The organism is Paracidovorax konjaci, from assembly GCF_900112675.1.
In the GTDB taxonomy this organism is placed as follows: Bacteria; Pseudomonadota; Gammaproteobacteria; order Burkholderiales; family Burkholderiaceae_C; genus Paracidovorax; species Paracidovorax konjaci.
On the sequence record NZ_FOMQ01000004.1, the window covers coordinates 42,549 to 66,369 of the forward strand.

Genomic DNA, 23,821 nt, shown 5'->3' on the forward strand with positions numbered 1-23,821 from the left:
TCAATAGTTTGCTATTAATTTGATAGCGATGGAGTGGACCGAGACCCATGTCGATTGAAATGCTGGCCGTATTCGCGATGCTCGTGCTGATCGCCGTGCTCCTGGCCGTGCTGCTGCTGCGCAACCCGCGGCCGGAGCTTCCTCCCGAGTGGGCGATGCGCCTGCAGCGCCTGGAGCAGGTGGCGCAGGCCACCCAGCTGGCCGTGGCCAAGAACGACGGCGCGCTGGATGGCATGGCGCAGCAGCTGCGCGGATTCACGCATGCCACGCAGAGCCACTTCGAGGCGCAGCGCGGGGCCGTGGACGAACGGCTCGCGCAGGCCGTGCACGACGCGCGGGCGGGCCGCGCGGAACTGCGCGAGGGCTTCGACGCCTTCGAGGCCAAGCTGGCGCAGCGCCTCGCGCAGGCCCAGGCCGACGCCGCGGTGGCGCGCCGCGAGCTGAACGAGGCCCTGGGTGCCTTCCGCGCCGAGCTGGCGCAGACCTCCGAGTCGCTGCGCGGCACGCTGCAGGAGCGCCTCTCCGCCATCCAGGCCGACAACGCCGCGCGCCTGGAGGAAATGCGCCGCACCGTCGACGAGAAGCTGCACGCCACGCTGGAGCAGCGGCTGGGCGAGTCGTTCAAGCTCGTCAGCGACCGGCTGGAGCAGGTGCACCGCGGCTTGGGCGAGATGCAGACGCTGGCCGGCAGCGTGGGCGACCTCAAGCGCGTGATGACCAACGTGAAGACGCGCGGCACCTGGGGCGAACTGCAACTGGGCGCCATCATCGACAACGTGCTGGCGCCGGACCAGTACGCGCGCAACGTCAAGACCGTGCCGGGCAGCGATGAGCTGGTGGAGTTCGCCATCCGCCTGCCGGGCCGTGGCCAGGAAGAGCCCGTATGGCTGCCCATTGACGCGAAGTTCCCGGTGGAGTCGTACCAGCGGCTGCTCGACGCGCACGATGCGGCCGACAAGGTGGCGATCCAGGCGGCCGGCAACGCGCTGGAGGCCGCCATCCGGCTGGAGGCCCGCAAGATCTCCTCCAAATACGTCTCGCCGCCGCACACCACCGATTTCGCGGTGCTCTACCTGCCCACCGAAGGGCTCTTCGCCGAGGTGATCCGCCGGCCCGGCCTGGTGGAGGCGTTGCAGGGCGAATGCCGCGTGGTGGTCACCGGCCCCGCCAACCTCGCGGCCATGCTGAGCAGCCTGCAGATGGGCTTCAAGACGCTGGCGATCGAGAAGCGCTCTTCCGAGGTCTGGGGCCTGCTGGGCGCCGTGAAGACCGAGTTCGCCAAGTTCGGCGACGTGGTGGAGGCCACGCGCAAGTCCATCGATGCGGCGGCCAAGCGCTTCGACGAGGTCGGCGTGCGCACGCGCGCCATCCAGCGCCGGCTGCGCGACGTGCAGGAATTGCCGGCGCCGCCGGCGGCCGCGCCGCCGACCCTTGGCGTGGCGGCAGCGGCTTCGCAAGAGGAGGCCGCCTGAGATGGACATGGCCCTCGCGCGGCTCATCGCCGGCCAGATCTGCATCCACGCCTGCATGACCGGCATGCGGCTGGCGGCGCCGCTGCTGGCGCTGCGCGAGGGCTACAGCGCGGCGGCGGTCGGCGTTCTGCTGGCGCTGTTCGCGCTCACCCAGGTGTTCCTCGCGCTGCCGGCCGGCCGCTATGCCGACCGCCACGGCCTGAAGCGGCCCGTGGGCGGGTCGGTGCTGCTGGCCTGTGCGGGCGCTGCGGCGGCCGTGGTGTGGCCGGTGTTTCCGGTGCTTTGCCTGGCGGCGCTCATGACCGGCGGCGCCACGGGCGCAGCCATGATCGCGCTGCAGCGCCACGTGGGCCGTGCGGCGCACGACTCCACCCAGCTGCGGCGCGTGTTCAGCTGGCTGGCCATCGGGCCGGCCGTCTCCAATTTCGTGGGCCCGTTCTTCGCGGGCCTCCTGATCGACCATGCGGGTCCCGCGCCCGGCAGCACCGAAGGCTACCGCGCCGCGTTCGCGCTGATGGCGCTGCTGCCCGTGGCCACCTGGTTCTGGGTGCGTGCCACGGTGGAGCTGCCGCCCGTGATCGCCGCCGAGGGCGGGCCCCGGCGGCGCGCGTGGGATCTGCTGGGCGATCCGGGATTCCGCCGGTTGCTGATCGTGAACTGGCTGCTCTCGTCGTGCTGGGACGTGCACACCTTCGTGGTGCCGCTACTGGGGCACGAGCGGGGCCTCTCCGCATCGGTGATCGGCTCCATCCTGGGGGCTTTCGCCATCGCGGCGGCGGCCATCCGCGTGCTGATGCCCATCGTGGCCGCGCGGCTGCAGGAATCGGTGGTGGTGGTGTGGGCGATGCTGACCACCGCCGTGCTGTTCGCGGTCTATCCGCTGCTGCCCTCGGCCTGGGCGCTGGGCGCCTGCTCGGTGCTGCTGGGCTTCGCGCTCGGCTCGGTGCAGCCCATGATCATGAGCATGCTGCACCAGATGACCCCGCATCACCGCCACGGCGAGGCGCTGGGCCTGCGGCTCATGGCGATCAATGCATCGAGCGTGGCGATGCCCGTGCTGTTCGGGTCGGCCGGGGCGCTGATCGGCGTGGCCGGGCTGTTCTGGGTGGTGGGGGGCATCGTCGGGATCGGATCGCGGTCGGCGCGGAAGCTGGGAACCGCGGGCGCCCGTCAGGCCACCGCGCCCGGACCGCACCCGTGAAGCGCGTGCCCGCACACCGCTCTTGAGAACGGCCCGCACCCGGCAGTTCGAATGCCGCGGCCTCTCAGGATGGCTTCACAGCTTGTAGAACGCCTTGATGAAGCCCCACGCTTCTTCCGGATCGTCCGTGTAGCGGAACAGGTTCAGGTCGGCGGCCGAGATGGTGCCTTCCTCGACCAGGGCCTCGAAGTTGACGAGCTTCTTCCAGAACTCGGTGCCGAAGAGCACGATCGGCACGGGCTTGGCCTTGCCGGTCTGCACCAGCGTGAGCACTTCGAACAGTTCGTCCAGCGTGCCGAATCCACCCGGGAAGGCGACGAGCGCCTTGGCGCGCATCATGAAGTGCATCTTGCGCAGCGCGAAGTAGTGGAACTTGTACGAGAGCGAGGGCGAGATGTAGCGGTTGCCGCTCTGTTCGTGCGGCAGCGCGATGTTCAGCCCCACGTTGAGCGCGCCCACTTCGTGCGCGCCGCGGTTGGCGGCTTCCATGATGCCGGGGCCGCCGCCGGTGCAGATGTAGATGCGCTCTGCGGGCGGGCGCTGCTCGCTGTATTCGGCCACCACGCGGGCGAAGCGGCGTGCGAGGTCGTAATAGCCGGCGTTGCGCACGGCGAGCCGCGCACGGGCGATGCGGGCCGCGTCGCCGCTGGCCTCGGCGTCGGTCAATTGCTGCGCGGCGTCTTCCGGGGCCAGGAAACGGGCACTGCCGTAGACCACCACGGTGTTCTCGATGCCCTGGGCGGTCTGGCCGAGGTCGGGCTTGAGCATCTCCAGCTGGAAACGGATGCCGCGCGTCTCGCGGCGCAGCATGAATTCGGGGTCGGCGAACGCGAGCCGGTAGGCGTCCGCGTGCAGCGGGTTGCCGTTGACGGCGTGGTTGTGGAGTTCGGCCCAGGCATTGGCCAGGCGGCTGTCGTTGAGGTCGGTGTTGGATTCCATGAAGCGATGGTGCGGTACGAAGATGGCGCGGCCGTGGCAGCGCGGAAGAGAAACGGAAGGGGGCGGGAGAGGGCATCCATCAGCGGGCCATCCACCACAGCGCGGTGCGCATGCCCGCCCAGGTGAGCGCGAGCGACCCGCCCAGGTGCAGCCCGATGGTGGCGAACGCGAGGCCGAACCGCTGCTGCATGAGCATCGTGACCACCTCGCCCGAGAAGCTCGAGAAGGTGGTGAGCGTGCCCAGGAAGCCGGTGACGATCAGCAGGCGCCAGGCCGGATCGATGTCCGGGCGGCTCGTGAAGACCGCGAGCGCGACGCCGATGCAGTAGCCGCCGATGAGGTTGACGGCCAGGGTGCCCCAGGGGATCGCCCCGCCCGGATTGAGCCAGAGCGCGAAACCCCAGCGCATCAGGGCGCCCACGCAGGCGGCAAGGCAGATGACGGTGATGTGCAGCCACATCCCCGGAGTATCTCAGGACACGCGGCCGTGCTTTTCAGCCGCCCCCGTCCTTGCCCATCACGAGGTCCGGCAGCACCGTGACGATCTGCGGGAAAACGGTGATGAGCGCGATGCACACCACGAGGCACACGAAGAACGGGATCGCGGCGCGCGCAATGGTGTTGCTGTCCTTGCCCGTCATGTTCTGCAGCACGAAGAGGTTGAAGCCCACGGGCGGCGTGACCTCGGCGATCTCCACCAGCAGCACGATGAAGATGCCGAACCACACCAGGTCGAAGCCGGCCTTCTGGATCATGGGCAGCACCACGGCGCTGGTGAGCACGATCATGCTGATGCCGTCCAGTGCCGTGCCGAGCACGAGGTAGACCAGCGTGAGCACGCCGATCAGCGCGTAGGGCGGCAGGTGCATCGCATCCACCCATTCGGCCAGTTCGCGCGGGATGCCCGTGAAGGCCATGGTCTTGGTGAGGAAGGCCGCGCCCGCGAGGATGAACATGATCATGCAGCTCGTGCGCGTGGCGCCCATGAGGCCTTCGGAGAAGTTCTTCCAGGTGAGCGAGCGGCTCCAGAGCGCGAGGCCCAGCGAGCCCACCACGCCGAAGGCCGCGCATTCGGTGGCCGTGGCGTAGCCCGCCACCAGCACCCAGACGATGAACACGATCAGCACCGTGACGGGGATGAGCTGCCCGGAGCGGCGGATCTTCTCGCGCAGCGTGGTGGGCGCATCGGCGGGCGGCACGCGGTCGGGGTGGCGCAGGCTCCACCAGCCGATGTAGCCCGAGAACAGCAGCATCAGCAGCAGCCCGGGCAGGAAGCCGGCCAGGAAGATGCGGATGATCGATGCATCGGCGGCCACCGCGTAGACCACCATGGTGATGGAGGGCGGGATCAGGATGCCCAGCGTGCCCGCCGTGGCGAGCGATCCGAGCGCGAGGCGCTCGTCGTAGCCGCGCCGCAGCAGCTCGGGCAGGGCCACCTTGCTGATCGTGGCGCAGGTGGCGGCCGACGAACCCGACACCGAGCCGAAGATGCCGCAGCCCAGGATCGTGGTGTGCATGAGCCGGCCCGGCACGCGGTTGAGCCAGGGCCGCAGGCCCTCGAACATTTCTTCGCTGAGGCGCGTGCGGAACAGGATTTCGCCCATCCAGATGAAGAGCGGCAGCGCGGCCAGTTCCCAGCTCGCATTGCTTTCCCAGAAGGCCGAGAACAGGTTCTTGCCGGGCTGCGTGGTCGTGAAGAACGCCTGGCCCACCCAGCCGCAGATGGCGAGCGTCATCGCGATCCAGACGCCGCCCGCGAGCAGCACGATCATCAGGAGCAGCAGGATGCCGCCCACCAGCAGGATGTCCATGGCACAGGTCTTTCTGCCGCGCGTGCAAGGCGCCGGCGGGGTTGCTCGGAAAAGAGAAGGACGAGGAAAGGCGGGCAGGCGGGCGGAGGGGCCGCCAGGCCCTCAGATGTCGGCGGAGAAATCCCCGCGGGCGTGGCGTTCGTCCACCGCGCGCACGAAGGTTGGCTTGCCGCCGCGCAGCACGATGAGCAGCTCGTCCGCCACGGCCACCAGCAGCAGCACGGAGCCGAGTGCGAAGCTCAGCTGCGGGATCCACATGGGCAGCGGCAGCAGGCCCTGGGCCACGTCGTTGAACTCCCAGCTCTCGTAGGTGAAGAGGCAGGCGGACCACGCGAGGTAGGCCGTGGCCACCGTGCCGATGGCGAGCGCGACCAGTTCGAACGCGTGGCGCGTGCGCGGCGGGAGCTTCTCCAGCAGCAGCGTGACGCGCACGAAATCGCCGTGCTTGAAGGCATGGGCCATCGCGAAGAACGCGGCGGCGGCGCAGAACCAGGCCACCACGTCGTTGAGCGCGCCGGTGCGCACGCCCATCTCGCGCAGCACGCTCTGCGCGACCATGAGCACGCAGATCAGCGCGACGAAGGTGGCGCCGAGCGCGCCCGCCGCGAAGTAGAGCCGGTCGAGGAAGCGCCGCATGCGGGGCTCACTTCGCGGCGGCCGGGACGGACTTGCGGTAGGCCGCGATGATGGCCTCGCCGTCCGGGCCCGCCTTCTTGAGCCAGTCCGCCAGCATCACGTCGCCCACCTGCCGCAGGTCGGCCGTGAGCTTGGCCGGCGGCGGCAGGATCTTCATGCCCTTGTCCGTGAGGGCTTTCTTGTACCAGTCGTTCTTCTCGGCGCTCGACTTCCAGCCGCGGTCTTCGGCATCGGCCGCGGCCTTCAGCAGCGCGTCCTGCACGGGCTTGTCGAGCGCGTCGAACGCCTTGCGGCTCACGATGACGGCGTTCTTGGGCAGCCAGGCCTGGGTGTCGTAGAAGTACTTGATGCTTTCGTAGAGCTTGCTGTCGTAGCCGGTGGAGCCTGAGGTCATCATCGACTCCACGGCGCCGGTGGCCATGGCCTGCGACAGCTCGGCCGCCTGGATGGTCACGGGCTGCGCGCCGATGAGTTCCGCGATCTTGGCGGTGGCCGGGCTGTAGGCGCGCCATTTGATGCCGCGCAGGTCGGCCACCGAGGCGATCTCCTTCTTGGTGTAGATGCCCTGCGGCGGCCACGCCACGGTGTAGAGCAGGCGCAGGCCCTGTGCGCCCAGCAGCCGCTCCAGCACGGGTTTCTGCGCTTCGTACAGGCGCCGGGAGTCGGCATACGAGGTGGCCAGGAAGGGGATGCCGTCCACGCCGTACACCGGGTTCTCGTTCTCGAAGTTGGGCAGCAGGATCTCGCCCGCCGGGGCCTGCCCGCCCTGCACGGCGCGCTTGATCTCGTTGGCCTTGAAGAGCGAGGCATTGGCGTGCACCGTGATGCGCAGCTTGCCGCCGGTGGCCGATTCGACCTCTTTGGCGAACTGCATGAGGTTCTCGGTGTGGAAGTTCGTCGCCGGATAGGCGGCCGCGAGGTCCCAGCGGGCCTGCGCGAAGGCGGACGTTGCGGACAGCGCGCCGGCCAGGGCCAGGGCAAAGAGGGGAACGGCTCTACGCTTCATCGTGTGCTCCGGAGAAGTGGAATCGACCAGAAGGGGCAGGGCAGGCCGGCGCCGTGCGAACGCCGACACGTCCCACGAGGGGCGCATCGAATGTACGCGCGGTGCCGGTGCAGGGACCCTCGGGTGCGACCCGGATGCCCCCAGTGCCGTGCATGCGCTATGCACATCCCGTGCCAGAGCCGGGCACCGATCCGTGCACGGGCCGGCCGATACCGCCTACCGCGTTCCTGCCGGCGGCGGGCCGTCGGGGGCGCGTTCCGCCACGATGTCCTGCCAGGCACGCACGGCCGCCAGCACGGCCGCGCACTGCGCGGTGTGGGCGAACCTGAAGTCGTCGCCGTCCACGGTTTCGTCGGGGAATTCGGTGATGAGCGTCACGGGGGCGCCGCGCGGCACTTCCGATTGCGTGCAGGCCGTGCCGTGCAGCACTTCGAAGGGCATCGGCCCGGCATGGCGCTCATAAAGAGCGATCTGGCGCGCATTGAAATCGACCAGGCCCGGCACTTCCTGCAGCGCGGCGGCCACGCGTTCGAGCAGTGCACGGCCTGGCGCCTCCCAGCCCGCGTGGTAGCGCAGGATCAGGAAGAAGCCCTTGGGAATGGTCCATTGGCCGAACCCGCGGGGCACGTAGCCCGTGAGCGGCCGCGTCCATTCGTGTGCGGGATAGCCATGCAGGTTGACGTGCAGTTGCGCGCCGGAGAGGGCCAGCGCCTGTTCGCGGGCCTCGCGCTCGTAGGGCAGGCTGGCTTCGCGGTACTCCACGTCGTCGCCCAGGGCCGTGTAGCGCGCGGCGTGCTGCATGTGGCGCGGATGGTGCGCCCCCAGTTCGCGGTGCAGTGCGTAGCCGTCGGGGTTTTCCAGCGGCAGCAGCGCGATGTGCGCGCCGGGCTGCGCGGCCAGGGCGCGGGCCGCGCGCAGCGCGCCCACCACGCCCGAGGTCTCGTTGGCGTGCTGGCCCCCGCTCACGAACACCGGCGCCGCGGTGCCGCGCAGGTAGCGGCCCCACACCGCGCGGCCCTGGCGGGACTGCGCGCCGAAGGGCTCGCCGCCCCACTGCTGCAGCTCCCGGGCGATGCGGGAGGGGGGTGGGGCCTTGCCCATGGCGTCGAGCGGCAGCTCCGCATCCGTATCGGCCCAGGCGGCGGCATCCTGCGCGGCGGTGTCGAAGGGGCGCATGGCCACGCGCACGCGCGGCGGCGCACCGGCCGCGGCGGGACGGATGTCGGGCACGAGCTGGCCCGGCTGCAGGCGCCGGTCGCCCGGCGGGCGGCCGGAGTGGCGCTGGAAGAATTCGAGCAACCCGAAGTAGAAGTCTTCGTGCAGGGCCTCGAAGGTGCTGACGCATTCGCCCGGCAGGTCCAGCGGGACTTCGTAGCCGGGCAGGTCCACGCGCAGGTCGAGCCGGTCGAAATACGGCTCCTGCCGCGGCCACGGATGCGCCCACACGGCCTCCATGGCGCGCCAGAAGAGGCGCTCGAATTCGGTGTCCTGCGCGGCGTCGAGCAGGTCGGCCGCGCCGGCCGAGCCGCCCGCGCGCAGCCAGCCCGTGGGCGAGAGCTGGGGCGTGTCCAGCACGTCGGGCCGCACCTGGTTGGGGGCGAACACGCGGTGCGACTGGCGGGTGCCGTCCCCGAAGCGGAGCGCCACGTCGTAGTGCAGATCGTCCCCGCCGGCATCGAACGACAGTTCGCAGCCCGGCAGCAGCGCGGCGAGCGGGTAGGCCTCCAGCAGGAAGCGCTGCGGCCCCGCACCGGGGTGGACCGGGTAGCGGACCTGCACCGAGACGGGGCGCCCGCCGCCGGGGCCGGCGGGCAGCTCTTCCAGGAACCAGTGCACGAGCGGCTTGTAGGCGCTGCGCAGCCGCGCATGCACGCCGGCCGCGGCCAGGCGCTGCTCGGCCGCGCGGCGCTCGGCCGGGCCTTCGAAGAGCCAGCCTTCCACGAAGCGGCCCTGCCAGCCGGGCTGGGTGAAGCGGTCGATCCAGGTATCGAGCGTGCGGGGTTCGGTGGCGTCGAGCAGGACGGTGGTGTCGGATGGAGCGCAGGAGGTCATGGGGCGTGTGGTGGGCGGCGGTGCGGAACGAGGCGGGGCGGGCACGGACCCTGCAAAGCACGATGCCGGGCGCAGGGTGCCGGGCGCCCTACATTATGGAAACCGATGGCCGCGCGTGCGCACACCGCGCGCCGCAGACTGGAATTCGACGCAAGGACGAAGCATGGCAGGAAACACGTGGCAGTTCTGGGTGGACCGTGGAGGCACCTTCACCGATGTCGTGGGTCGCAGGCCCGACGGATCCCTCGCGACGCACAAGCTGCTCTCGGAGAACCCCGAGCAGTACCGCGACGCGGCCGTGGCGGGCATCCGCCACCTGCTGGGGCTGGATGCCGGTGCGCCGGTCACGCCCGAGCGGGTGGAGTGCGTGAAGATGGGCACCACGGTGGCCACCAATGCACTGCTGGAACGCAAGGGCGAGCCCACGCTGCTGGTGACCACGCGCGGGTTTCGCGATGCGCTGCGCATCGCCTACCAGAACCGGCCGCGGCTCTTCGACCGGCGCATCGTGCTGCCCGAGCTGCTCTACAGCCGCGTGATCGAGGCCCAGGAGCGCGTGGGCGCGCACGGCGAAGTCGAGCAGCCGCTGGACGAGGCGCACCTGCGCGAGCGGCTCTGGGCGGCCTTCGATGCGGGGCTGCGCAGCGTGGCGGTCGTCTTCATGCACGGCTGGCGCTTCACGGCGCACGAAGCGGCGGCGGCCCGCATCGCGCGCGAGGTGGGCTTCACGCAGGTGAGCGCGTCGCACGCGACGAGCCCGCTCATGAAGTTCGTCGGGCGTGGCGACACCACCGTGGTCGATGCCTACCTCTCGCCGATCCTGCGCCGCTACGTGGACCAGGTGGCGGCCGAGATGCCCGGCGTGCCGCTCTACTTCATGCAGTCCTCCGGCGGGCTGGCCGATGCGCGGCGCTTCCAGGGCAAGGACGCGATCCTGTCGGGCCCCGCGGGCGGCATCGTGGGCATGGCACGCACCGCGCAGGGCGCGGGCTTCGACCGCGTGATCGGCTTCGACATGGGCGGCACCTCCACCGACGTGAGCCATTTCGCGGGCGAGTTCGAGCGCGAGTTCGAAACCCAGGTGGCCGGGGTGCGCATGCGCGCGCCGATGATGGGCATCCACACCGTGGCCTCTGGCGGCGGATCGCTGCTGGGGTATGACGGCGCGCGCTTTCGCGTGGGGCCCGAGAGCGCGGGCGCGCACCCGGGGCCGGCCTGCTACCGGCGCGGCGGCCCGCTGGCCGTGACCGATGCGAACGTGATGGTGGGCAAGATCCAGCCCGCGCATTTCCCGCACGTCTTCGGGCCCGCCGCGAATGCGCCGCTCGATGCCGGCGTGGTGCGCGAGCGGTTCGGCGACTGGGCGGAGCGCACCGGCCGCGCGCCCGAGGAGGTGGCCCACGGCTTCATCCGCATCGCCGTGCAGCAGATGGCCAATGCGATCAAGAAGATTTCCGTGGCGCGCGGCTACGACGTGACGCGCTACACGCTGCAGTGCTTCGGCGGCGCGGGCGGGCAGCATGCGTGCCTGGTGGCCGATGCGCTGGGCATGCAGCGCGTGTTCGTGCATCCGCTCGCGGGCGTGCTCTCGGCCTACGGCATGGGGCTGGCCGACCAGGGCGTGATCCGCGAACAGGCGGTGGAGGTGCCGCTGGAGGCGCACGCGTGGCCCCAGGTGGCCGCGGCCCTGGATGCGCTGGCCGGGCAGGCGCAGGCCGAGCTGCAAGCGCAGCGCTTTGGCAAGGGCACCGAGGGTGGCGGCGAGGGCCGCGCCATCGCCGTGCACCGCCGCGTGCATGTGCGTTACGCTGGCTCCGACGCCGCGCTGGCCGTGCCGTTCGGCGCGCCGCACGGCGTGGTGGCCGCGTTCGAGGCCGCCTACCGGCAGCGCTTCGCCTTCCTGATGCCGGGCCGCGCGCTGGTGGTGGAGGCGGTGTCGGTGGAGGCCGTGCTGGCGGGCGACGCACCGGCCGAGTCGCGGCAGGCGCTGCACCCGCCGCGCGAGGCGCCGCGCCGCGGCACCGTGCGTGTCTACACCGAAGGCGCGGACGGCGAACCCCGCTGGCACGATGCCGCGCTGGTGGTGCGCGAAGACCTGCGCCCCGGCGACGTGGTGCCCGGCCCCGCCATCATCGCGGAGCCCACGGCCACCACCGTCGTGGAACCCGGCTGGGAGGCGGCGCTCACCGCGCTGGACCACCTCGTGCTGGAGCGACGCGCGGAGCGCAGCCGGCGCCACGCGGCAGGCACCACGGTGGACCCGGTGCTGCTGGAAGTCTTCAACAACCTCTTCATGAACATCGCCGAGCAGATGGGCCTGCAGTTGCAGAACACCGCGCACTCGGTCAACATCAAGGAGCGGCTGGACTTCTCCTGCGCGCTGTTCGATGCCGAAGGCCAGCTCATCGCCAATGCGCCGCACATGCCCGTGCACCTGGGCAGCATGGGCGAGAGCATCAAGACCGTGATCGCGCGCAACGCCGCGCGCATGCGGCCCGGCGACGTCTACGTGCTGAACGATCCCTACCATGGCGGCACGCACCTGCCCGACATCACCGTCATCACGCCGGTCTACCTCGGCGGCGATGCGGAAGGCAGCGGCGCGCGGCCGACCTTCTACGTGGGAAGCCGCGGCCACCATGCCGACGTGGGCGGCGCCACGCCGGGCTCGATGCCGCCGTTCTCCACGCGCATCGAGGAAGAGGGCGTGCAGATCGACAACGTGAAGCTGGTGGAGGGCGGCGTGCTGCGCGAAGCGGAGATGCTGGCGCTGCTGGCCAGCGGCGACTACCCGGCGCGCAACCCGCAGCAGAATCTGGCCGACCTGAAAGCGCAGATCGCCGCCAACGAAAAGGGCGTGCAGGAGCTGCGCCGGATGGTCTCGCAGTTCGGGCTGCCCGTGGTGCAGGCCTACATGCGCCACGTGCAGGACAACGCCGAGGAGTCGGTGCGCCGCGCGATCACGCGCCTCGCCGCCCGCGTGCGCGAAGGCGGCTTCACGCTGCCGCTGGACAACGGCGCCCGCATCCAGGTGGCGGTGCGCATCGATGCGGCCGACCGCAGCGCGGTGATCGACTTCACCGGCACCTCCCCGCAGCAGGACAACAACTTCAACGCGCCCACGGCGGTGTGCATGGCGGCGGTGCTGTATGTGTTCCGCTCGCTGGTGGACGACGACATCCCGCTCAACGCGGGCTGCCTCAAGCCGCTGCGCGTCGTCATCCCGCCCGGCTCGATGCTGCACCCGCTGCCACCGGCGTCGGTGGTGGCCGGCAACGTGGAGACCTCCACCTGCATCACCAACGCACTGCTTGGCGCCCTGGGGGTTTCGGCCGCCAGCCAGTGCACCATGAACAACTTCACCTTCGGCAACGAGCGCCACCAGTACTACGAGACCATCGCCGGCGGCAGCGGCGCGGGCGGCGTGTTCGACGATGCGGGCGCGCTGGTGGACGGCTTCGGCGGAACCAGCGTGGTGCAGACCCACATGACCAATTCGCGCCTCACCGATCCGGAGGTGCTGGAGTTCCGCTTCCCGGTGCGGCTGGAGAGCTACGCTCTGCGCGCGGGCTCGGGCGGGGCCGGGCGCTGGAAGGGCGGAGACGGCGGCGTGCGGCGCATCCGCTTCCTGGAGCCGATGATGGCGGGCATCCTCTCGAACGGGCGGCAGTCGGGCGCGTTTGGCATGGCGGGTGGCAGCGCGGGCCAGCCGGGGCTCAACCGCGTGGTGCGCGCTCATGGCAAGGTGGAAGTGCTGGGGCACATCGGCCAGGCCCCCATGCAGCCAGGCGACGTGTTCGAGATCCACACGCCGGGCGGCGGGGGCTTCGGATCGCCGGATTCAGGGTAAAAGACCCTCCATGCCGACGTATCCATTGAATAGTTTGCTATTATTTTCGTAGCAAATGACGGCAATGGATGCGCTCAGGAATCGCGCTCGGCGGTCTTGTCCGCGTCCCGGCTGAGGCTGGGCGGGACGTCCCGGCCGGCGCGCCGCGCGCGGAAGAGGGCGGCGCGCATGAGGAAGATGTTGGTCACCGGCACCGTCACGGCCACGAACAGCGCGATGAGCAGCGGGTGCAGCGCCAGGCCGTGCCCCGCCACCGAGAAGTACAGCAGGGTGCCGTGCATGATGCACCAGCAGCCGATGGTGGCGATGATCGAGGGCGCGTGCACGCGCTCGAAGTAGGTCTTCAGGCGCAGCAGCCCGATCGAGCCCAGCAGCGCGATGCCCGCACCCGCGATGACCAGCACCGCCACGGCGATCTCGGCCCACAGCGGCAGCGTGGCGCCGTTCATTCGATCACCTCGCCGCGCAGCAGGAATTTCGCCATCGCGGTGGAGCTGGCGAAGCCCAGCAGCGCGATGAGCAGCGCCGCCTCGAAGTAATGCGTGCTGCCGTAGTAGATGCCCAGCACCAGCATGGACAGCATGCCGCTCTGGTACATGCAGTCCAGCGCCAGCACGCGGTCCTGCGCCGAGGGGCCCTTGAGCATGCGCACCAGGGCGCACACGATCGCCAGGGAAAGCATCCCCAACGCGATGGGCAGGGCCCAGGAAAGCACGGGGCTGGTGGTCATCGTCATGATTCGAAGATCTCCATCAGGGGGCGCTCGTAGCGCTGCTTGACGTGGTCGATCACGGCCTGGGGGCTGTCGAGTTCGAGCACGTGCAGCATCAGCACCGACCGGTCCAGCGACAGTTCGGCCCAGGACGTGCCCGGTGTGATGCAGACGATCACCGCCAGCACGGCCAGGCCGTTGGCATCGCGCAGGTCGAGCGGGATCTGCACGAAGCCCGGTGCGTGGGCGCGCCGCGACGGAAACGCCAGGAAGCGCACCACGTTCAGGTTGGACAGCGAGGTGTCCACCAGCACCGACACGGCCAGGCGCAGCACCGTGCCCGGGCGGCGCACGCGCACCGGCAGCGGCCGCAGGCCGCGCGTGAGCAAAGGAATGAGCACGCCCACCAGCACGGCCAGGATGATCTGGCCTGCGCCGAGCGACCGGTTGAGGAGCAGCCACATGCCGGCGAGCGCGATCGACAGCAGGGGCGCGGGGAAGAGCCGCTTCATCATGGGGCGGACCCTCCCGGCGTGGGCATGCGAGCGGCAGCGCCTTCGGCCGCGGCACCCGCGGCCATGTCCACCGCCCTCCGCGCGCTGGCACCGGCGCCGGCGCCCTCGGGCGTGGCGGGCCCCGGCAGCGGACGGGCCGACATCACGGCATCGATGTAACCGCGCGGCGCATGCAGCGCATTTGCCGTGGCCTGGGTGAATTGCATCACCGGCCCGGCCTGCAGCGCCAGCCCGATGCAGCCGGCCAGCAGCACGGCGATGGGCACGCCTTCCAGCACGCGCAACTGTGGTGCGGGGCGGTCGTGCGTGGTCCAGAAATGCCGCATCCCGGTGCGCGTGAGCGCCAGCAGCGCCAGCAGCCCGGTGGCGATCAGCATGGTGAACAGCACCCAGCCCACGCTGCCGGTCTGCGCGCCGGGCGACACGCCCAGGCCCAGCGGGTTGAGGAGCGCGGTGAGCATCGCGAACTTGCCCACGAAGCCCGAGAGCGGCGGCAACCCTGCGATCACGAGCGTGCACAGCAGGAAGGCCAGGCCCAGGAACGCCGCGGCGGCGGGAATCACGCGGCCCACGAGCACCATTTCCTGCTCGTCGAGGTTGAGGCGCTCGGTGGGCACCAGCTCGGGCGTGAGGAAGGGCGCGTCGTCGTCCAGTTCGTGCGGGGCCAGCGTGGAGCCGTCGTTGCGCCAGCGGTCGATGAGGTCGGTCAGCAGGAAGAGCGCGCTCACGGCCAGCGTGGAACTGGGCAGGTAGTAGAGCAGGCCCGCCGTGAGCAGGTTCTGCCCGAAGCCCGAGGCGGCCAGCAGCGTGCCGGACGAGAGGATGGCCGCGTAGCCGGCCAGCGTGGCGATGCGCTGCGAGCCCAGCATGCCGATCGCACCGAAGGCCATGGTGATGAGCCCGCCGCCGATGAGCCAGAGGCTGCCGAAATGCGCGGACGGCCCGGCCTCCTGGCCGAACATCAGCGTCCAGAGCCGCAGGATGGTGTACACGCCCACCTTGGTCATCAGCGCGAAGAGCGCCCCGGCCGGCGCGCTGGCCGCGCTGTAGGCCGGCACCAGCCAGAAGTTCAGCGGCCACACGGCGGCCTTGATGAGGAAGGCCGTCGCCAGGATACCCGCGGCGGTGTGCAGCAGCCCGCGGTCGGCGTCGGCCACGTGCGGGATGGTCTGCGCGAGATCCGCCATGTTCAGCGTGCCCGTGATGCCGTAGAGCATCGACACGCCGATCAGGAACAGCGAGGACGCCGCGAGGTTGACCGCGATGTAGTGCAGGCCCGCCTGCACGCGCACCCGCCCCGAGCCGTGCAGCAGCAGCCCGTAGGAGGCGGCCAGCATGATCTCGAAGAAGACGAACAGGTTGAACAGGTCGGCCGTGAGGAAGGCCCCGGCCAGCCCCATGAGCTGGAACTGGAAGAGCGGATGGAAGTGCACGCCCGCACGGTGCCAGCGCGCTGCCGCGAAGACGATGGCGCAGGCCGCGATGGCGCTGGTGAGCACCAGCATGAGCGCCGAGAGCCGGTCCAGCGCCAGCACGATGCCGAACGGCGCCGGCCAGTTGCCCGGCAGGTACACGCCCATCGTCACGGGCTTGCCGCTCTGGTGCGTCCAGAACAGCAGCGCCAGCGACACGCCCAGGCCGATCAGCGTGGACACCAGGTTCATGCCCAGCTTGAGCCGCTGCCGCTCCTCGCGCAGCAGCAGCATGAGCGCCGCGGTCAGGAGCGGCAGCATGATGGGCGCGAGCATCAGGTGCGGCATCAGCGCCGCGACGGCCTGCGACCACTGGGCCTGGAGGGCGGCGTTCATGCGCGGCCTCCCGCGGTGCGGCGCTGCGGCGTACGGGGCCCGGTCATGGCATCTCCTGCACGTCGTGCGAGAGCGAGCCGTCCACGTGGTCGGTGCCCGACATGCCGCGCGACGCCAGCAGCACCACCAGGAACAGCGCCGTCATGGCGAATCCGATCACGATGGCGGTGAGCACCAGCGCCTGGGGCATGGGGTCGGCATAGTGCTGCAGATCCTGCGGAATGCCTTCGACCAGCACGGGCTCCTTGCCCACCGCCAGGCCCAGGCGGCCCATGCTGAAGATGAACAGGTTCACGGCATAGGAGAGCAGCGCCAGGCCCATGATGACCTGGTAGGTCCGTGGGCGCAGCACCAGCCACACGCCGGAGCCGGCGAGCACGCCGATCGCGACGGCAAGAACGATTTCCATCAGCGGTTTCCTCCGGGGGCGGTGGCGGCGGCTCCGCCCTGCGCGGCGGCCACGGCGGCCGGCGTCTTCTGTTCGGCCGCCTGCGCGGCCTCGGGGGACTGGGCCGATTCCTCGGCCTCCCGCTCTTCCGCCAGCCGCGCGTGGTAGCGGTGGCCGCGCACCGATTGGTGGGCGATGGCCGTCAGCATCAGCAGCGTGGCGCCCACCACCAGCGAGAACACGCCGATGTCGAAGAACAGCGCACTCGCCAGGTGCACGTCGCCCACCACGGGCAGGTGCAGGTGCGCGGTGTGGCTGGTGAGGAAGGGGTAGCCGAAGAAGAGGGCGCCTGCCCCGGTGCCCAGCGCGAAGAGCAGGCCGGTCGCGATCCAGCGGCGCGGATAGAGCGCCAGGTGCGCCTCCACCCATTGCGTGCCCGAGATGATGTACTGCAGCAGCAGGCCCACCGACAGCACGAGCCCGGCCACGAAGCCGCCGCCGGGCTGGTTGTGGCCGCGCATGAACATGTAGAACGACACCAGCAGCGTGAAGGGCAGCAGCAGGCGCACCAGCACTGCCGGCACCATCAGGTAGCCCACGGCGGTGTCCGCCGCGTTGCGCGGATTCAGCAGGTCGGTCTGGAGGTCGGCCGGCATGTTGCGCTGCTGCTCGGGCAGGTCCATCGTTTCGCGCGCGGGGCGGAAGCGCCGCAGCAGCGCGTACACGGTGAGCGCCACGATGCCCAGCACGACGATCTCGCCGAACGTGTCGAAGCCGCGGAAATCCACCAGCATCACGTTGACCACGTTGGTCCCGCCACCCTCGGTCAGCGCACGTTCCAGGAAGAAGGTGGAGGTGCTCTCGGGGAAGGGGCGGCTCATCATCACATAGGCCAGCCAGCCCAGGCCGCCGCCCGCGAGCAGCGAGATCAGCAGGTCGCGTGCGCGGCGCACGCGCGGCAGGCCGACCGGCGGCGCCACCGTGCGCAGGCGTTCGTCGCGCCGCGGCAGCCAGCGCAGCCCGAGCAGGATGAGCACGGTGGTCACGATCTCCACCACGATCTGCGTGAGCGCGAGGTCGGGCGCAGAGAACCAGAGGAAGGTGATGCAGGTGCACAGCCCCGCGCCGCCCAGCAGCGCCAGGGCCGCCAGCCGGTGGTACTTGGCCTGCCATGCAGCGCCCACCGCGCAGATCGAACCCACCGCCCAGAGCACCACGAACGTGGGCGACAGCGGCAGCGTGCCCCGGTCGCCGAGCAGCAGGCCGCGCGTCCAGAGTGGCAGCGTGGCGGCCACCAGCGCGGCGCAGACCAGCCACAGCATCTGCCACTGCAGGCGCGGCGTGCCGAGCATGCGGCGGCCCCGGTAGCCGGCGAGGGTGAGCAGCGTGAACAGCGCTTCGAAGATGCGCTTGCCGCTCACGCGGTAGATGAGCGGTGCGGCGTCGATGCGGCCCGCCTCGCGCTGCTTGCGCAGCAGCATGTAGAGGGCGGTGCCGCCTGCCAGCGCGATCAGACTCATGACGAACGGCGTATTGAAGCCGTGCCAGATCGCCAGGCTGAATTCCGGCATGGTGCCGCCGACCACCGGCCGCGCCGCGGCATCCAGGTAGTTGCCCACCGACCAGGCCGGCAGCGTGCCGACCACCAGGCAGGCGAGCACGAGCAACTCGACCGGCACCCGCATCCAGTGGGGCGGCTCGTGCGGCTCGCGCGGCAGGTCCTCGGCCTTCGGGCCCCAGAACACGTCCACCGTGAACCGCAGCGAGTACGCCACGCTGAACACGCCCGCCAGCGTGGCCGCGACGGGCAGCGCGATCGCGATGAAGGGCGATGCCTCGAGGAAGACAGTCTCGGCGAAGAACATTTCCTTGGAGAGGAACCCGTTGAGGAGCGGCACGCCGGCCATCGCCGCGCTGGCCACCATGGCCAGCGTGGAGGTCACGGGCATCATCCGCCGCAGCCCGGACAGCCGCCGGATGTCGCGCGTGCCGCTTTCATGGTCCACGATGCCGGCCGCCATGAAGAGCGAGGCCTTGAACGTGGCGTGGTTCATGATGTGGAACACCGCCGCCACGGCCGCCAGCGGGCTGTTGAGCCCCAGCAGCAGGGTTATCAGCCCCAGGTGGGAAATGGTCGAATAGGCCAGCAGCCCCTTCAGGTCGTGCTGGAACATCGCCGCGTAGCCGCCGATGAGCAAGGTGCAGACGCCTGCGCCGCCCACGATCCAGAACCAGGGCTCGGTGCCGCCCATCACCGGCCACATGCGCGCCAGCAGGAACACGCCGGCCTTCACCATCGTGGCCGAATGCAGGTAAGCCGACACGGGGGTGGGCGCGGCCATCGCGTTGGGCAACCAGAAGTGGAACGGGAACTGCGCGCTCTTGGTGAGCGCGCCCAGCAAAACGAGCACCAGCGCGGTGAGATAGAGCGGGTGCGCCCGCACCATCTCGCCGGCGGCCAGCACCCGGTCCAGGTCGTAGCTGCCCACGATGTGCCCCAGCACCAGCACGCCGGCCAGCAGGCACAGCCCGCCCGTGCCGGTGACCGTGAGCGCCATGCGCGCACCGCTGCGCGCATCCTTGCGGTGGTGCCAGTAGCCGATCAGCAGGAAGGAGAAGAGGCTGGTCAGCTCCCAGAAGAAGACGAGCTGGATGAGATTGCCCGAGAGCACCACGCCGGTCATGGCCCCCATGAAGGCGAGGAAGAACGAGAAGAACCGCGGCACCGGATCGGCGGCGGACATGTAGTAGCGCGCATAGAGCACCACCAGCGAGCCGATGCCCAGCACCAGCATGCAGAACATCCACGCGAATCCATCCATGCGGATGACGAGGTTCAACCCCAGATCCGGCAGCCACGCAATCTCCTGCCGCACGACGCCGCCGGCTGCCACCTCGGGAAAATAGAGCGCCGCCTGCACCGCACAGAACACCGCCACCGCGCCGGCGAGCGTGGATTCGGTGTTGCGTGCGTTCGCTGGAAGCACGGCCGCCAGCAGGCTGCCGATGAAGGGCAGGAGGACGAGGAGGATCAGGGGCATGTGCGGAACATTCTACGGGGAAGGTCCGCGCAGACCGCTATGAAAACCCGAGCAGACTCCGGTGTATGGACGCCATGCGCGGCACCTCCGGTGCCCTGCTTCAGAGCCCCGTGCCGGCGCCTGCGCGGGAGGCTTTCGGCAGGGGCGCTGGCAGCGGCGCCAGCGCTGCGCCGCCCACGGTCAGCCCCTCCTGCGACAGCCGTGCTGCCGACTGCCGGCCCATGCCCGGGACGCGTGCGATGAGATCCTGCCAGTCGGTGAACGGCGCTTGTGCGCGCTCCTGCAGGATGCGGCGGGACATCGCGGGCCCGATGCCCCGGATGCCATCGAGTTCGGCCACCGAGGCGGTGTTCACGTCGGTGGCGAATGCGGCTGCGGGCCAGAGCGCTGCGCACAGCGCGAGCGCCGCAGCGGTGCGGCCAAGCCCCGTGACCCTGCCCACGCGGAATCGCTGCCCGGCGCTCGCGGGGCGGACGGGGGTGCGGCTCACAGTTCCTCGACCCGGCGGGCGGGGTAGCTGTCCCAGCTCTGGCAGCCCGGGCACTGCCAGAAATGCTGCCGCGCCTCGAACCCGCAGGCCGCGCAGCGGTAGCGCGTCAGCGGCTTCGCGGCCTGGTCCAGCGCGCGCTGGACCTGGGGGTGGAATTCCTCGTGCTCCAGCGTCTCCTGTGCCAGCCACTTGGCGGCCGCCACCAGGGACGGCTCCTTGTCGAGGTGGCGCACGTACCAGTCGCGCGCCGGGCGGGCCGGGTCGGCTGCGGCGCTGTCCATGGCGACGATGGCATCGAGCACGTCCAGCGAGGGCGCGCGGGCGTAGTGGTCCTGCAGCAACTGGTAGGCCTCGGCCTGGCGGCCTGTGGCGTTGGCCAGCTCGATGAGCAACGGGGCCGCGAGCGGCAATGCGCCGGGCGACTGCTGCGCCAGTTCCTGCAGCGTGGCCAGGGCCGCATCGGACTGGCCGCGGCGCTGCTGCAGGCGGGCGAGTTCGATGCGCGGGCGCGGTGCTTGCGGCGCGGCCGATACGGCCTCGTCGAACTGGTGCTGGGCGGCTTCCAGTTCGCCCTGGGCTGCGCGGGCGAGCGCCTGCTCGCAGAGGTAGTGGGCCTGCCGGGTGCTGAAGTCGCCCTGGTGCGAGCCATGCATCTTGCGTGCGATGGCCGTGGCCTGCGGCCAGTCCCGCGAGCGCTCGTAGATGGCCAGCAGCGCCATGCGTGCCTGGCTCTCGAACGGCGTGCCTTCCAGCCGCTGCAGGGCATCCTCGGCGCGGTCGAGGAGGCCGGCTTTCAGGAAGTCGAGCGCCAGCGCGTGCTGGGCGCGTTCACGGTCCGTGCGGCTCAGGTCCCCGCGCGACAGCAGGTGCTCGTGCACGCGCACCGCACGGTTGTATTCGCCGCGGCGGCGGAAGAGGTTGCCGAGTGCGAAGTGCAGTTCGGAGGTGTCGGGGTCGTTCTGAACGGCTTCGATGAAGGCATCGATCGCCTGGTCCTGCTGTTCGTTGAGCAGGTAATTGAGTCCCTTGAAATAGGCCTTGGGCGCGCGCCGGTTTTCCTCGCGCAGTTGCCGCAGGTCGAAACGGGAGGCCAGCCAGCCCAGCACGAATGCCAGCGGCAGCCCCAGCAGGAGCCAGCTCAGGTCAAATTCCATGGACGGGCGGCTGCTGCTGAAGGTCGACGGTGGGCGCGGGTGGGTTGAGCGGGCTGCCGGTGGAGGCCGGGCCCGGCGCTGCGGCGGGGCCGGGTGGCAGCGCGGCCTCGGCGCGGCGCGCGGCGCGCAGGTGCTTCCACCAGCGTGGCACCATGCCCAGCACACCTACCGCCACGCCCAGGGTGAACGCGGCAAGCACCACCAGCACGAGCGGGGCGCTCCAGTGCGTGCCGAAAAAGAAGTGCACCGTCGCATCCTGCTGGTTGTTCAGCGCGAAGGCGAAAAGGGTGAAAAAAATGGCCGCCTTCAGCAGCCACAGGAGGTATTTCATGCGTCTCCCCAATGGTGGGGCGATTCTACGGGCTGGTCCGGGCCGCCGAACGCGTACCGGCACCGTGCGGCGGCCGCGTGCCCGGCCTGGCGGTGGGAACGCTTCAGCGGTCGCCGGCTGTGTCGGGGACGCCGATGCCCATCTCGGCCGTGCGCTGGTCCACGGCTTCGCGCAGCGCCTTGCCGGGCTTGAAATGCGGCACGCGCTTTTCCGGGATCTGGACGGCCTCGCCGCTGCGCGGGTTGCGGCCCATGCGAGGCGGGCGGCGGTTGACCGAGAAACTGCCGAACCCGCGGATCTCGATGCGGTGGCCGCGCACCAGCGCATCGCTCACGGCATCCAGGATGGTCTTGACGGCAGCTTCGGCATCGCGCTGGGTCAGCTGGCCGAAACGCGCGGCAAGTTCTTCGACGAGATCTGATCGGGTCATGGGGTGGGGAACGTGGCGCCGGAGTCGGCGTGAAGATTGGCCATGGCCCGGTGGGCCCGGAACCTGGCAGCGGCGTTGTCCGGCAAAGCGCCGGAGGCTGCAGGCGGGCGGCTCGGCATGGATCTGAGGCTCACACTTGGAAAAAAGCGGCGGGCGCACAAGGCGCCCGCCGCTCATGGCCGTGCGATGCACGGCTGCCATTGCCTTGCGGGCGGCTGGTCCGATTACTTGTCGGAGTTGTCCAGCTTGGCGCGCAGCAGGGCGCCCAGGCTCGTCGTACCGGCGCTTTCGCGGGCCGACTGCTGCGACAGGGAAGCCATGGCTTCCTGCTGGTCGGCAGCATCCTTGGCCTTGATCGACAGCTGGATGTTGCGGGTCTTGCGATCCACGTTCACCACCACGGCCGTGATTTCGTCGCCTTCCTTCAGCACGTTGCGGGCATCTTCCACGCGGTCGCGGGAGATTTCCGAAGCGCGCAGGTAGCCGACGATGTCTTCGCCCAGGTCGATTTCAGCGCCACGGGCGTCCACGGTCTTGACCTTGCCGCTCACGGTCTGGCCCTTGTCGTTCACCGTCACGAAGGTCGTGAACGGGTCGCCGTCGAGCTGCTTGATGCCCAGCGAGATGCGCTCGCGGTCCACGTCCACGGCCAGCACGATGGCTTCGACTTCCTGGCCCTTCTTGTAGTTGCGGACAGCGGCTTCGCCAGCTTCGTTCCACGACAGGTCGGACAGGTGCACCAGGCCGTCGATGCCGGCAGCCAGGCCCACGAACACGCCGAAGTCGGTGATCGACTTGATCGGGCCCTTCACGCGGTCGCCGCGCTTGGTGTTCTGTGCGAACTCTTGCCACGGGTTGGCCTTGCACTGCTTCATGCCCAGGCTGATGCGGCGCTTGTCTTCGTCGATCTCGAGGACCATGACTTCGACTTCGTCGCCCAGCGACACGAGCTTGGAAGGAGCGATGTTCTTGTTCGTCCAGTCCATTTCGGACACGTGGACCAAGCCTTCGATGCCGGGTTCCAGTTCAACGAAAGCGCCGTAGTCGGCGATGTTCGTGACCTTGCCGAACAGGCGCGTGCCCGAGGGATAGCGGCGCGACACGCCCAGCCATGGGTCGTCGCCCATCTGCTTGAGACCCAGCGAGACACGGTTCTTCTCGGTGTCGAACTTGAGGATCTTGGCCGTGATTTCCTGGCCGGCGGTGACCACCTCGGAAGGGTGGCGAACGCGGCGCCATGCCATGTCGGTGATGTGCAGCAGGCCGTCGATGCCGCCGAGGTCCACGAACGCACCGTATTCGGTGATGTTCTTGACCACGCCCTGCACGATGGAGCCTTCCTTCAGGGTTTCCATCAGCTTGGCGCGCTCTTCGCCCATCGAGGCTTCCACGACAGCGCGGCGCGACAGCACCACGTTGTTGCGCTTGCGGTCGAGCTTGATGACCTTGAATTCCATGGTCTTGTTCTCGTACGGGGTCAGATCCTTGATCGGACGCGTATCGATCAGCGAGCCGGGCAGGAATGCGCGGATGCCGTTGACCAGGACCGTGAGGCCGCCCTTGACCTTGCCGCTGGTCGTGCCGGTGACGAATTCGCCGGATTCCAGGGCCTTTTCCAGTGCCAGCCACGAGGCCAGGCGCTTGGCGGTGTCACGCGACAGGATGGTGTCGCCGTAACCGTTCTCGATCGAGCCGATGGCCACGGAGACGAAATCGCCCACCTGGACTTCGACTTCGCCCTTGTCGTTCTTGAACTCTTCCAGGGGCACGTAGGCTTCGGACTTGAGGCCTGCGTTCACCACGACGAAGTTGTGCTCGACGCGCACGACTTCCGCGGTGATGACTTCGCCTGGGCGCATTTCGGTGCGCGTCAACGACTCTTCAAAAAGGGCGGCAAAAGATTCAGACATTGTTTTCCTAGATCCGCAGGCGCGTTTCCGGCGGCACCATTGCCGACGTTTCTATCGTCGCGAGCGGAGGTTGTG

General features: G+C 69.8%; 20 protein-coding genes. 3 read left to right on the forward strand and 17 right to left on the reverse strand.

The features are described 5' to 3' along the window. Window positions 1-47: 47 nt before the first annotated feature. Window positions 48-1,472, forward strand: coding sequence for a DNA recombination protein RmuC (locus BM144_RS06735; RefSeq protein WP_092950544.1), 1,425 nt, complete (start codon window positions 48-50; stop codon window positions 1,470-1,472). A 1-nt stretch (window position 1,473) separates the two neighbouring features. After that, window positions 1,474-2,673, forward strand: a complete 1,200-nt coding sequence (locus tag BM144_RS06740) for an MFS transporter (protein WP_092950545.1) — start codon at window positions 1,474-1,476, stop codon at window positions 2,671-2,673. A gap of 75 nt (window positions 2,674-2,748) precedes the next feature. Here BM144_RS06740 and BM144_RS06745 read toward each other — a convergent pair whose 3' ends face one another. The 6 genes from BM144_RS06745 to BM144_RS06770 form a co-directional block, all read right to left on the reverse strand. Next, window positions 2,749-3,612, reverse strand: coding sequence for an LOG family protein (locus BM144_RS06745; protein WP_092950546.1), 864 nt, complete (start codon window positions 3,610-3,612; stop codon window positions 2,749-2,751). 79 nt (window positions 3,613-3,691) lie between these two features. After that, window positions 3,692-4,072, reverse strand: coding sequence for a fluoride efflux transporter CrcB (gene crcB, locus BM144_RS06750; RefSeq protein ID WP_092950547.1), 381 nt, complete (start codon window positions 4,070-4,072; stop codon window positions 3,692-3,694). A gap of 34 nt (window positions 4,073-4,106) precedes the next feature. Beyond that, complete coding sequence (locus tag BM144_RS06755) at window positions 4,107-5,423, reverse strand: TRAP transporter large permease (RefSeq protein WP_175525966.1); 1,317 nt, start codon at window positions 5,421-5,423, stop codon at window positions 4,107-4,109. Between the two features lie 102 nt (window positions 5,424-5,525). Then, window positions 5,526-6,059, reverse strand: coding sequence for a TRAP transporter small permease (locus BM144_RS06760; protein ID WP_092950548.1), 534 nt, complete (start codon window positions 6,057-6,059; stop codon window positions 5,526-5,528). A 7-nt stretch (window positions 6,060-6,066) separates the two neighbouring features. After that, entirely contained in the window at window positions 6,067-7,065 is a 999-nt protein-coding gene (locus BM144_RS06765; protein ID WP_092950549.1) for a TRAP transporter substrate-binding protein, read from the reverse strand. A 216-nt stretch (window positions 7,066-7,281) separates the two neighbouring features. Then, window positions 7,282-9,117: a M14 family metallopeptidase gene (locus BM144_RS06770; RefSeq protein WP_092950550.1), complete on the reverse strand. Its 1,836-nt coding sequence runs from the start codon at window positions 9,115-9,117 to the stop codon at window positions 7,282-7,284. Between the two features lie 163 nt (window positions 9,118-9,280). On the opposite strand from BM144_RS06770, the gene BM144_RS06775 reads away from it, so the two are divergent. Continuing rightward, window positions 9,281-12,967, forward strand: a complete 3,687-nt coding sequence (locus BM144_RS06775) for a hydantoinase B/oxoprolinase family protein (RefSeq protein WP_092950551.1) — start codon at window positions 9,281-9,283, stop codon at window positions 12,965-12,967. A 74-nt stretch (window positions 12,968-13,041) separates the two neighbouring features. Here BM144_RS06775 and BM144_RS06780 read toward each other — a convergent pair whose 3' ends face one another. The 11 genes from BM144_RS06780 to rpsA form a co-directional block, all read right to left on the reverse strand. Continuing rightward, the gene (locus BM144_RS06780; RefSeq protein WP_092950552.1) at window positions 13,042-13,416 is read right to left on the reverse strand and encodes a monovalent cation/H(+) antiporter subunit G; all 375 of its coding nucleotides are present in this window, start codon (window positions 13,414-13,416) and stop codon (window positions 13,042-13,044) included. Continuing rightward, entirely contained in the window at window positions 13,413-13,703 is a 291-nt protein-coding gene (locus BM144_RS06785; protein WP_092950553.1) for a K+/H+ antiporter subunit F, read from the reverse strand. The genes BM144_RS06780 and BM144_RS06785 overlap by 4 nt, the downstream gene beginning before the upstream one ends. Continuing rightward, entirely contained in the window at window positions 13,700-14,194 is a 495-nt protein-coding gene (locus BM144_RS06790; protein ID WP_092950554.1) for a Na+/H+ antiporter subunit E, read from the reverse strand. Before BM144_RS06790 ends, BM144_RS06785 begins: the two co-directional genes overlap by 4 nt. Continuing rightward, window positions 14,191-16,002 (reverse strand): monovalent cation/H+ antiporter subunit D, encoded by a 1,812-nt coding sequence (locus BM144_RS06795; RefSeq protein ID WP_092950555.1) that lies wholly within the window; start codon window positions 16,000-16,002, stop codon window positions 14,191-14,193. The genes BM144_RS06790 and BM144_RS06795 overlap by 4 nt, the downstream gene beginning before the upstream one ends. 43 nt (window positions 16,003-16,045) lie before the next feature. After that, on the reverse strand, window positions 16,046-16,411 hold the full coding sequence (locus BM144_RS06800) for a Na+/H+ antiporter subunit C (RefSeq protein WP_092950556.1): 366 nt from the start codon (window positions 16,409-16,411) through the stop codon (window positions 16,046-16,048). Continuing rightward, window positions 16,411-19,431, reverse strand: coding sequence for a monovalent cation/H+ antiporter subunit A (locus BM144_RS06805; RefSeq protein ID WP_092950557.1), 3,021 nt, complete (start codon window positions 19,429-19,431; stop codon window positions 16,411-16,413). The genes BM144_RS06800 and BM144_RS06805 overlap by 1 nt, the downstream gene beginning before the upstream one ends. 100 nt (window positions 19,432-19,531) lie before the next feature. Next, window positions 19,532-19,921 (reverse strand): ComEA family DNA-binding protein, encoded by a 390-nt coding sequence (locus BM144_RS06810; RefSeq protein ID WP_353615070.1) that lies wholly within the window; start codon window positions 19,919-19,921, stop codon window positions 19,532-19,534. Further along, window positions 19,918-21,075, reverse strand: a complete 1,158-nt coding sequence (gene lapB, locus BM144_RS06815; protein WP_092950558.1) for a lipopolysaccharide assembly protein LapB — start codon at window positions 21,073-21,075, stop codon at window positions 19,918-19,920. The genes BM144_RS06810 and lapB overlap by 4 nt, the downstream gene beginning before the upstream one ends. After that, window positions 21,065-21,406: a LapA family protein gene (locus BM144_RS06820; protein ID WP_092950559.1), complete on the reverse strand. Its 342-nt coding sequence runs from the start codon at window positions 21,404-21,406 to the stop codon at window positions 21,065-21,067. The genes lapB and BM144_RS06820 overlap by 11 nt, the downstream gene beginning before the upstream one ends. Window positions 21,407-21,509: 103 nt before the next feature. Beyond that, on the reverse strand, window positions 21,510-21,836 hold the full coding sequence (locus BM144_RS23775) for an integration host factor subunit beta (RefSeq protein WP_092950560.1): 327 nt from the start codon (window positions 21,834-21,836) through the stop codon (window positions 21,510-21,512). Window positions 21,837-22,060: 224 nt separating this feature from the next. After that, window positions 22,061-23,746, reverse strand: a complete 1,686-nt coding sequence (gene rpsA / locus BM144_RS06830; RefSeq protein WP_092950561.1) for a 30S ribosomal protein S1 — start codon at window positions 23,744-23,746, stop codon at window positions 22,061-22,063. Between the last annotated feature and the right edge of the window lie 75 nt (window positions 23,747-23,821).

Bases quoted from the DNA above. Each gene is read 5' to 3' on its own strand.
- BM144_RS06735 (WP_092950544.1), top strand. From the start codon at position 48: ATGTCGATTGAAATGCTGGCCGTATTCGCGATGCTCGTGCTGATCGCC.
- BM144_RS06740 (WP_092950545.1), top strand. From the start codon at position 1,474: ATGGACATGGCCCTCGCGCGGCTCATCGCCGGCCAGATCTGCATCCAC.
- BM144_RS06745 (WP_092950546.1), bottom strand. From the start codon at position 3,612: ATGGAATCCAACACCGACCTCAACGACAGCCGCCTGGCCAATGCCTGG.
- crcB (WP_092950547.1), bottom strand. From the start codon at position 4,072: ATGTGGCTGCACATCACCGTCATCTGCCTTGCCGCCTGCGTGGGCGCC.
- BM144_RS06755 (WP_175525966.1), bottom strand. From the start codon at position 5,423: ATGGACATCCTGCTGGTGGGCGGCATCCTGCTGCTCCTGATGATCGTG.
- BM144_RS06760 (WP_092950548.1), bottom strand. From the start codon at position 6,059: ATGCGGCGCTTCCTCGACCGGCTCTACTTCGCGGCGGGCGCGCTCGGC.
- BM144_RS06765 (WP_092950549.1), bottom strand. From the start codon at position 7,065: ATGAAGCGTAGAGCCGTTCCCCTCTTTGCCCTGGCCCTGGCCGGCGCG.
- BM144_RS06770 (WP_092950550.1), bottom strand. From the start codon at position 9,117: ATGACCTCCTGCGCTCCATCCGACACCACCGTCCTGCTCGACGCCACC.
- BM144_RS06775 (WP_092950551.1), top strand. From the start codon at position 9,281: ATGGCAGGAAACACGTGGCAGTTCTGGGTGGACCGTGGAGGCACCTTC.
- BM144_RS06780 (WP_092950552.1), bottom strand. From the start codon at position 13,416: ATGAACGGCGCCACGCTGCCGCTGTGGGCCGAGATCGCCGTGGCGGTG.
- BM144_RS06785 (WP_092950553.1), bottom strand. From the start codon at position 13,703: ATGACGATGACCACCAGCCCCGTGCTTTCCTGGGCCCTGCCCATCGCG.
- BM144_RS06790 (WP_092950554.1), bottom strand. From the start codon at position 14,194: ATGATGAAGCGGCTCTTCCCCGCGCCCCTGCTGTCGATCGCGCTCGCC.
- BM144_RS06795 (WP_092950555.1), bottom strand. From the start codon at position 16,002: ATGAACGCCGCCCTCCAGGCCCAGTGGTCGCAGGCCGTCGCGGCGCTG.
- BM144_RS06800 (WP_092950556.1), bottom strand. From the start codon at position 16,411: ATGGAAATCGTTCTTGCCGTCGCGATCGGCGTGCTCGCCGGCTCCGGC.
- BM144_RS06805 (WP_092950557.1), bottom strand. From the start codon at position 19,431: ATGCCCCTGATCCTCCTCGTCCTCCTGCCCTTCATCGGCAGCCTGCTG.
- lapB (WP_092950558.1), bottom strand. From the start codon at position 21,075: ATGGAATTTGACCTGAGCTGGCTCCTGCTGGGGCTGCCGCTGGCATTC.
- BM144_RS06820 (WP_092950559.1), bottom strand. From the start codon at position 21,406: ATGAAATACCTCCTGTGGCTGCTGAAGGCGGCCATTTTTTTCACCCTT.
- BM144_RS23775 (WP_092950560.1), bottom strand. From the start codon at position 21,836: ATGACCCGATCAGATCTCGTCGAAGAACTTGCCGCGCGTTTCGGCCAG.
- rpsA (WP_092950561.1), bottom strand. From the start codon at position 23,746: ATGTCTGAATCTTTTGCCGCCCTTTTTGAAGAGTCGTTGACGCGCACC.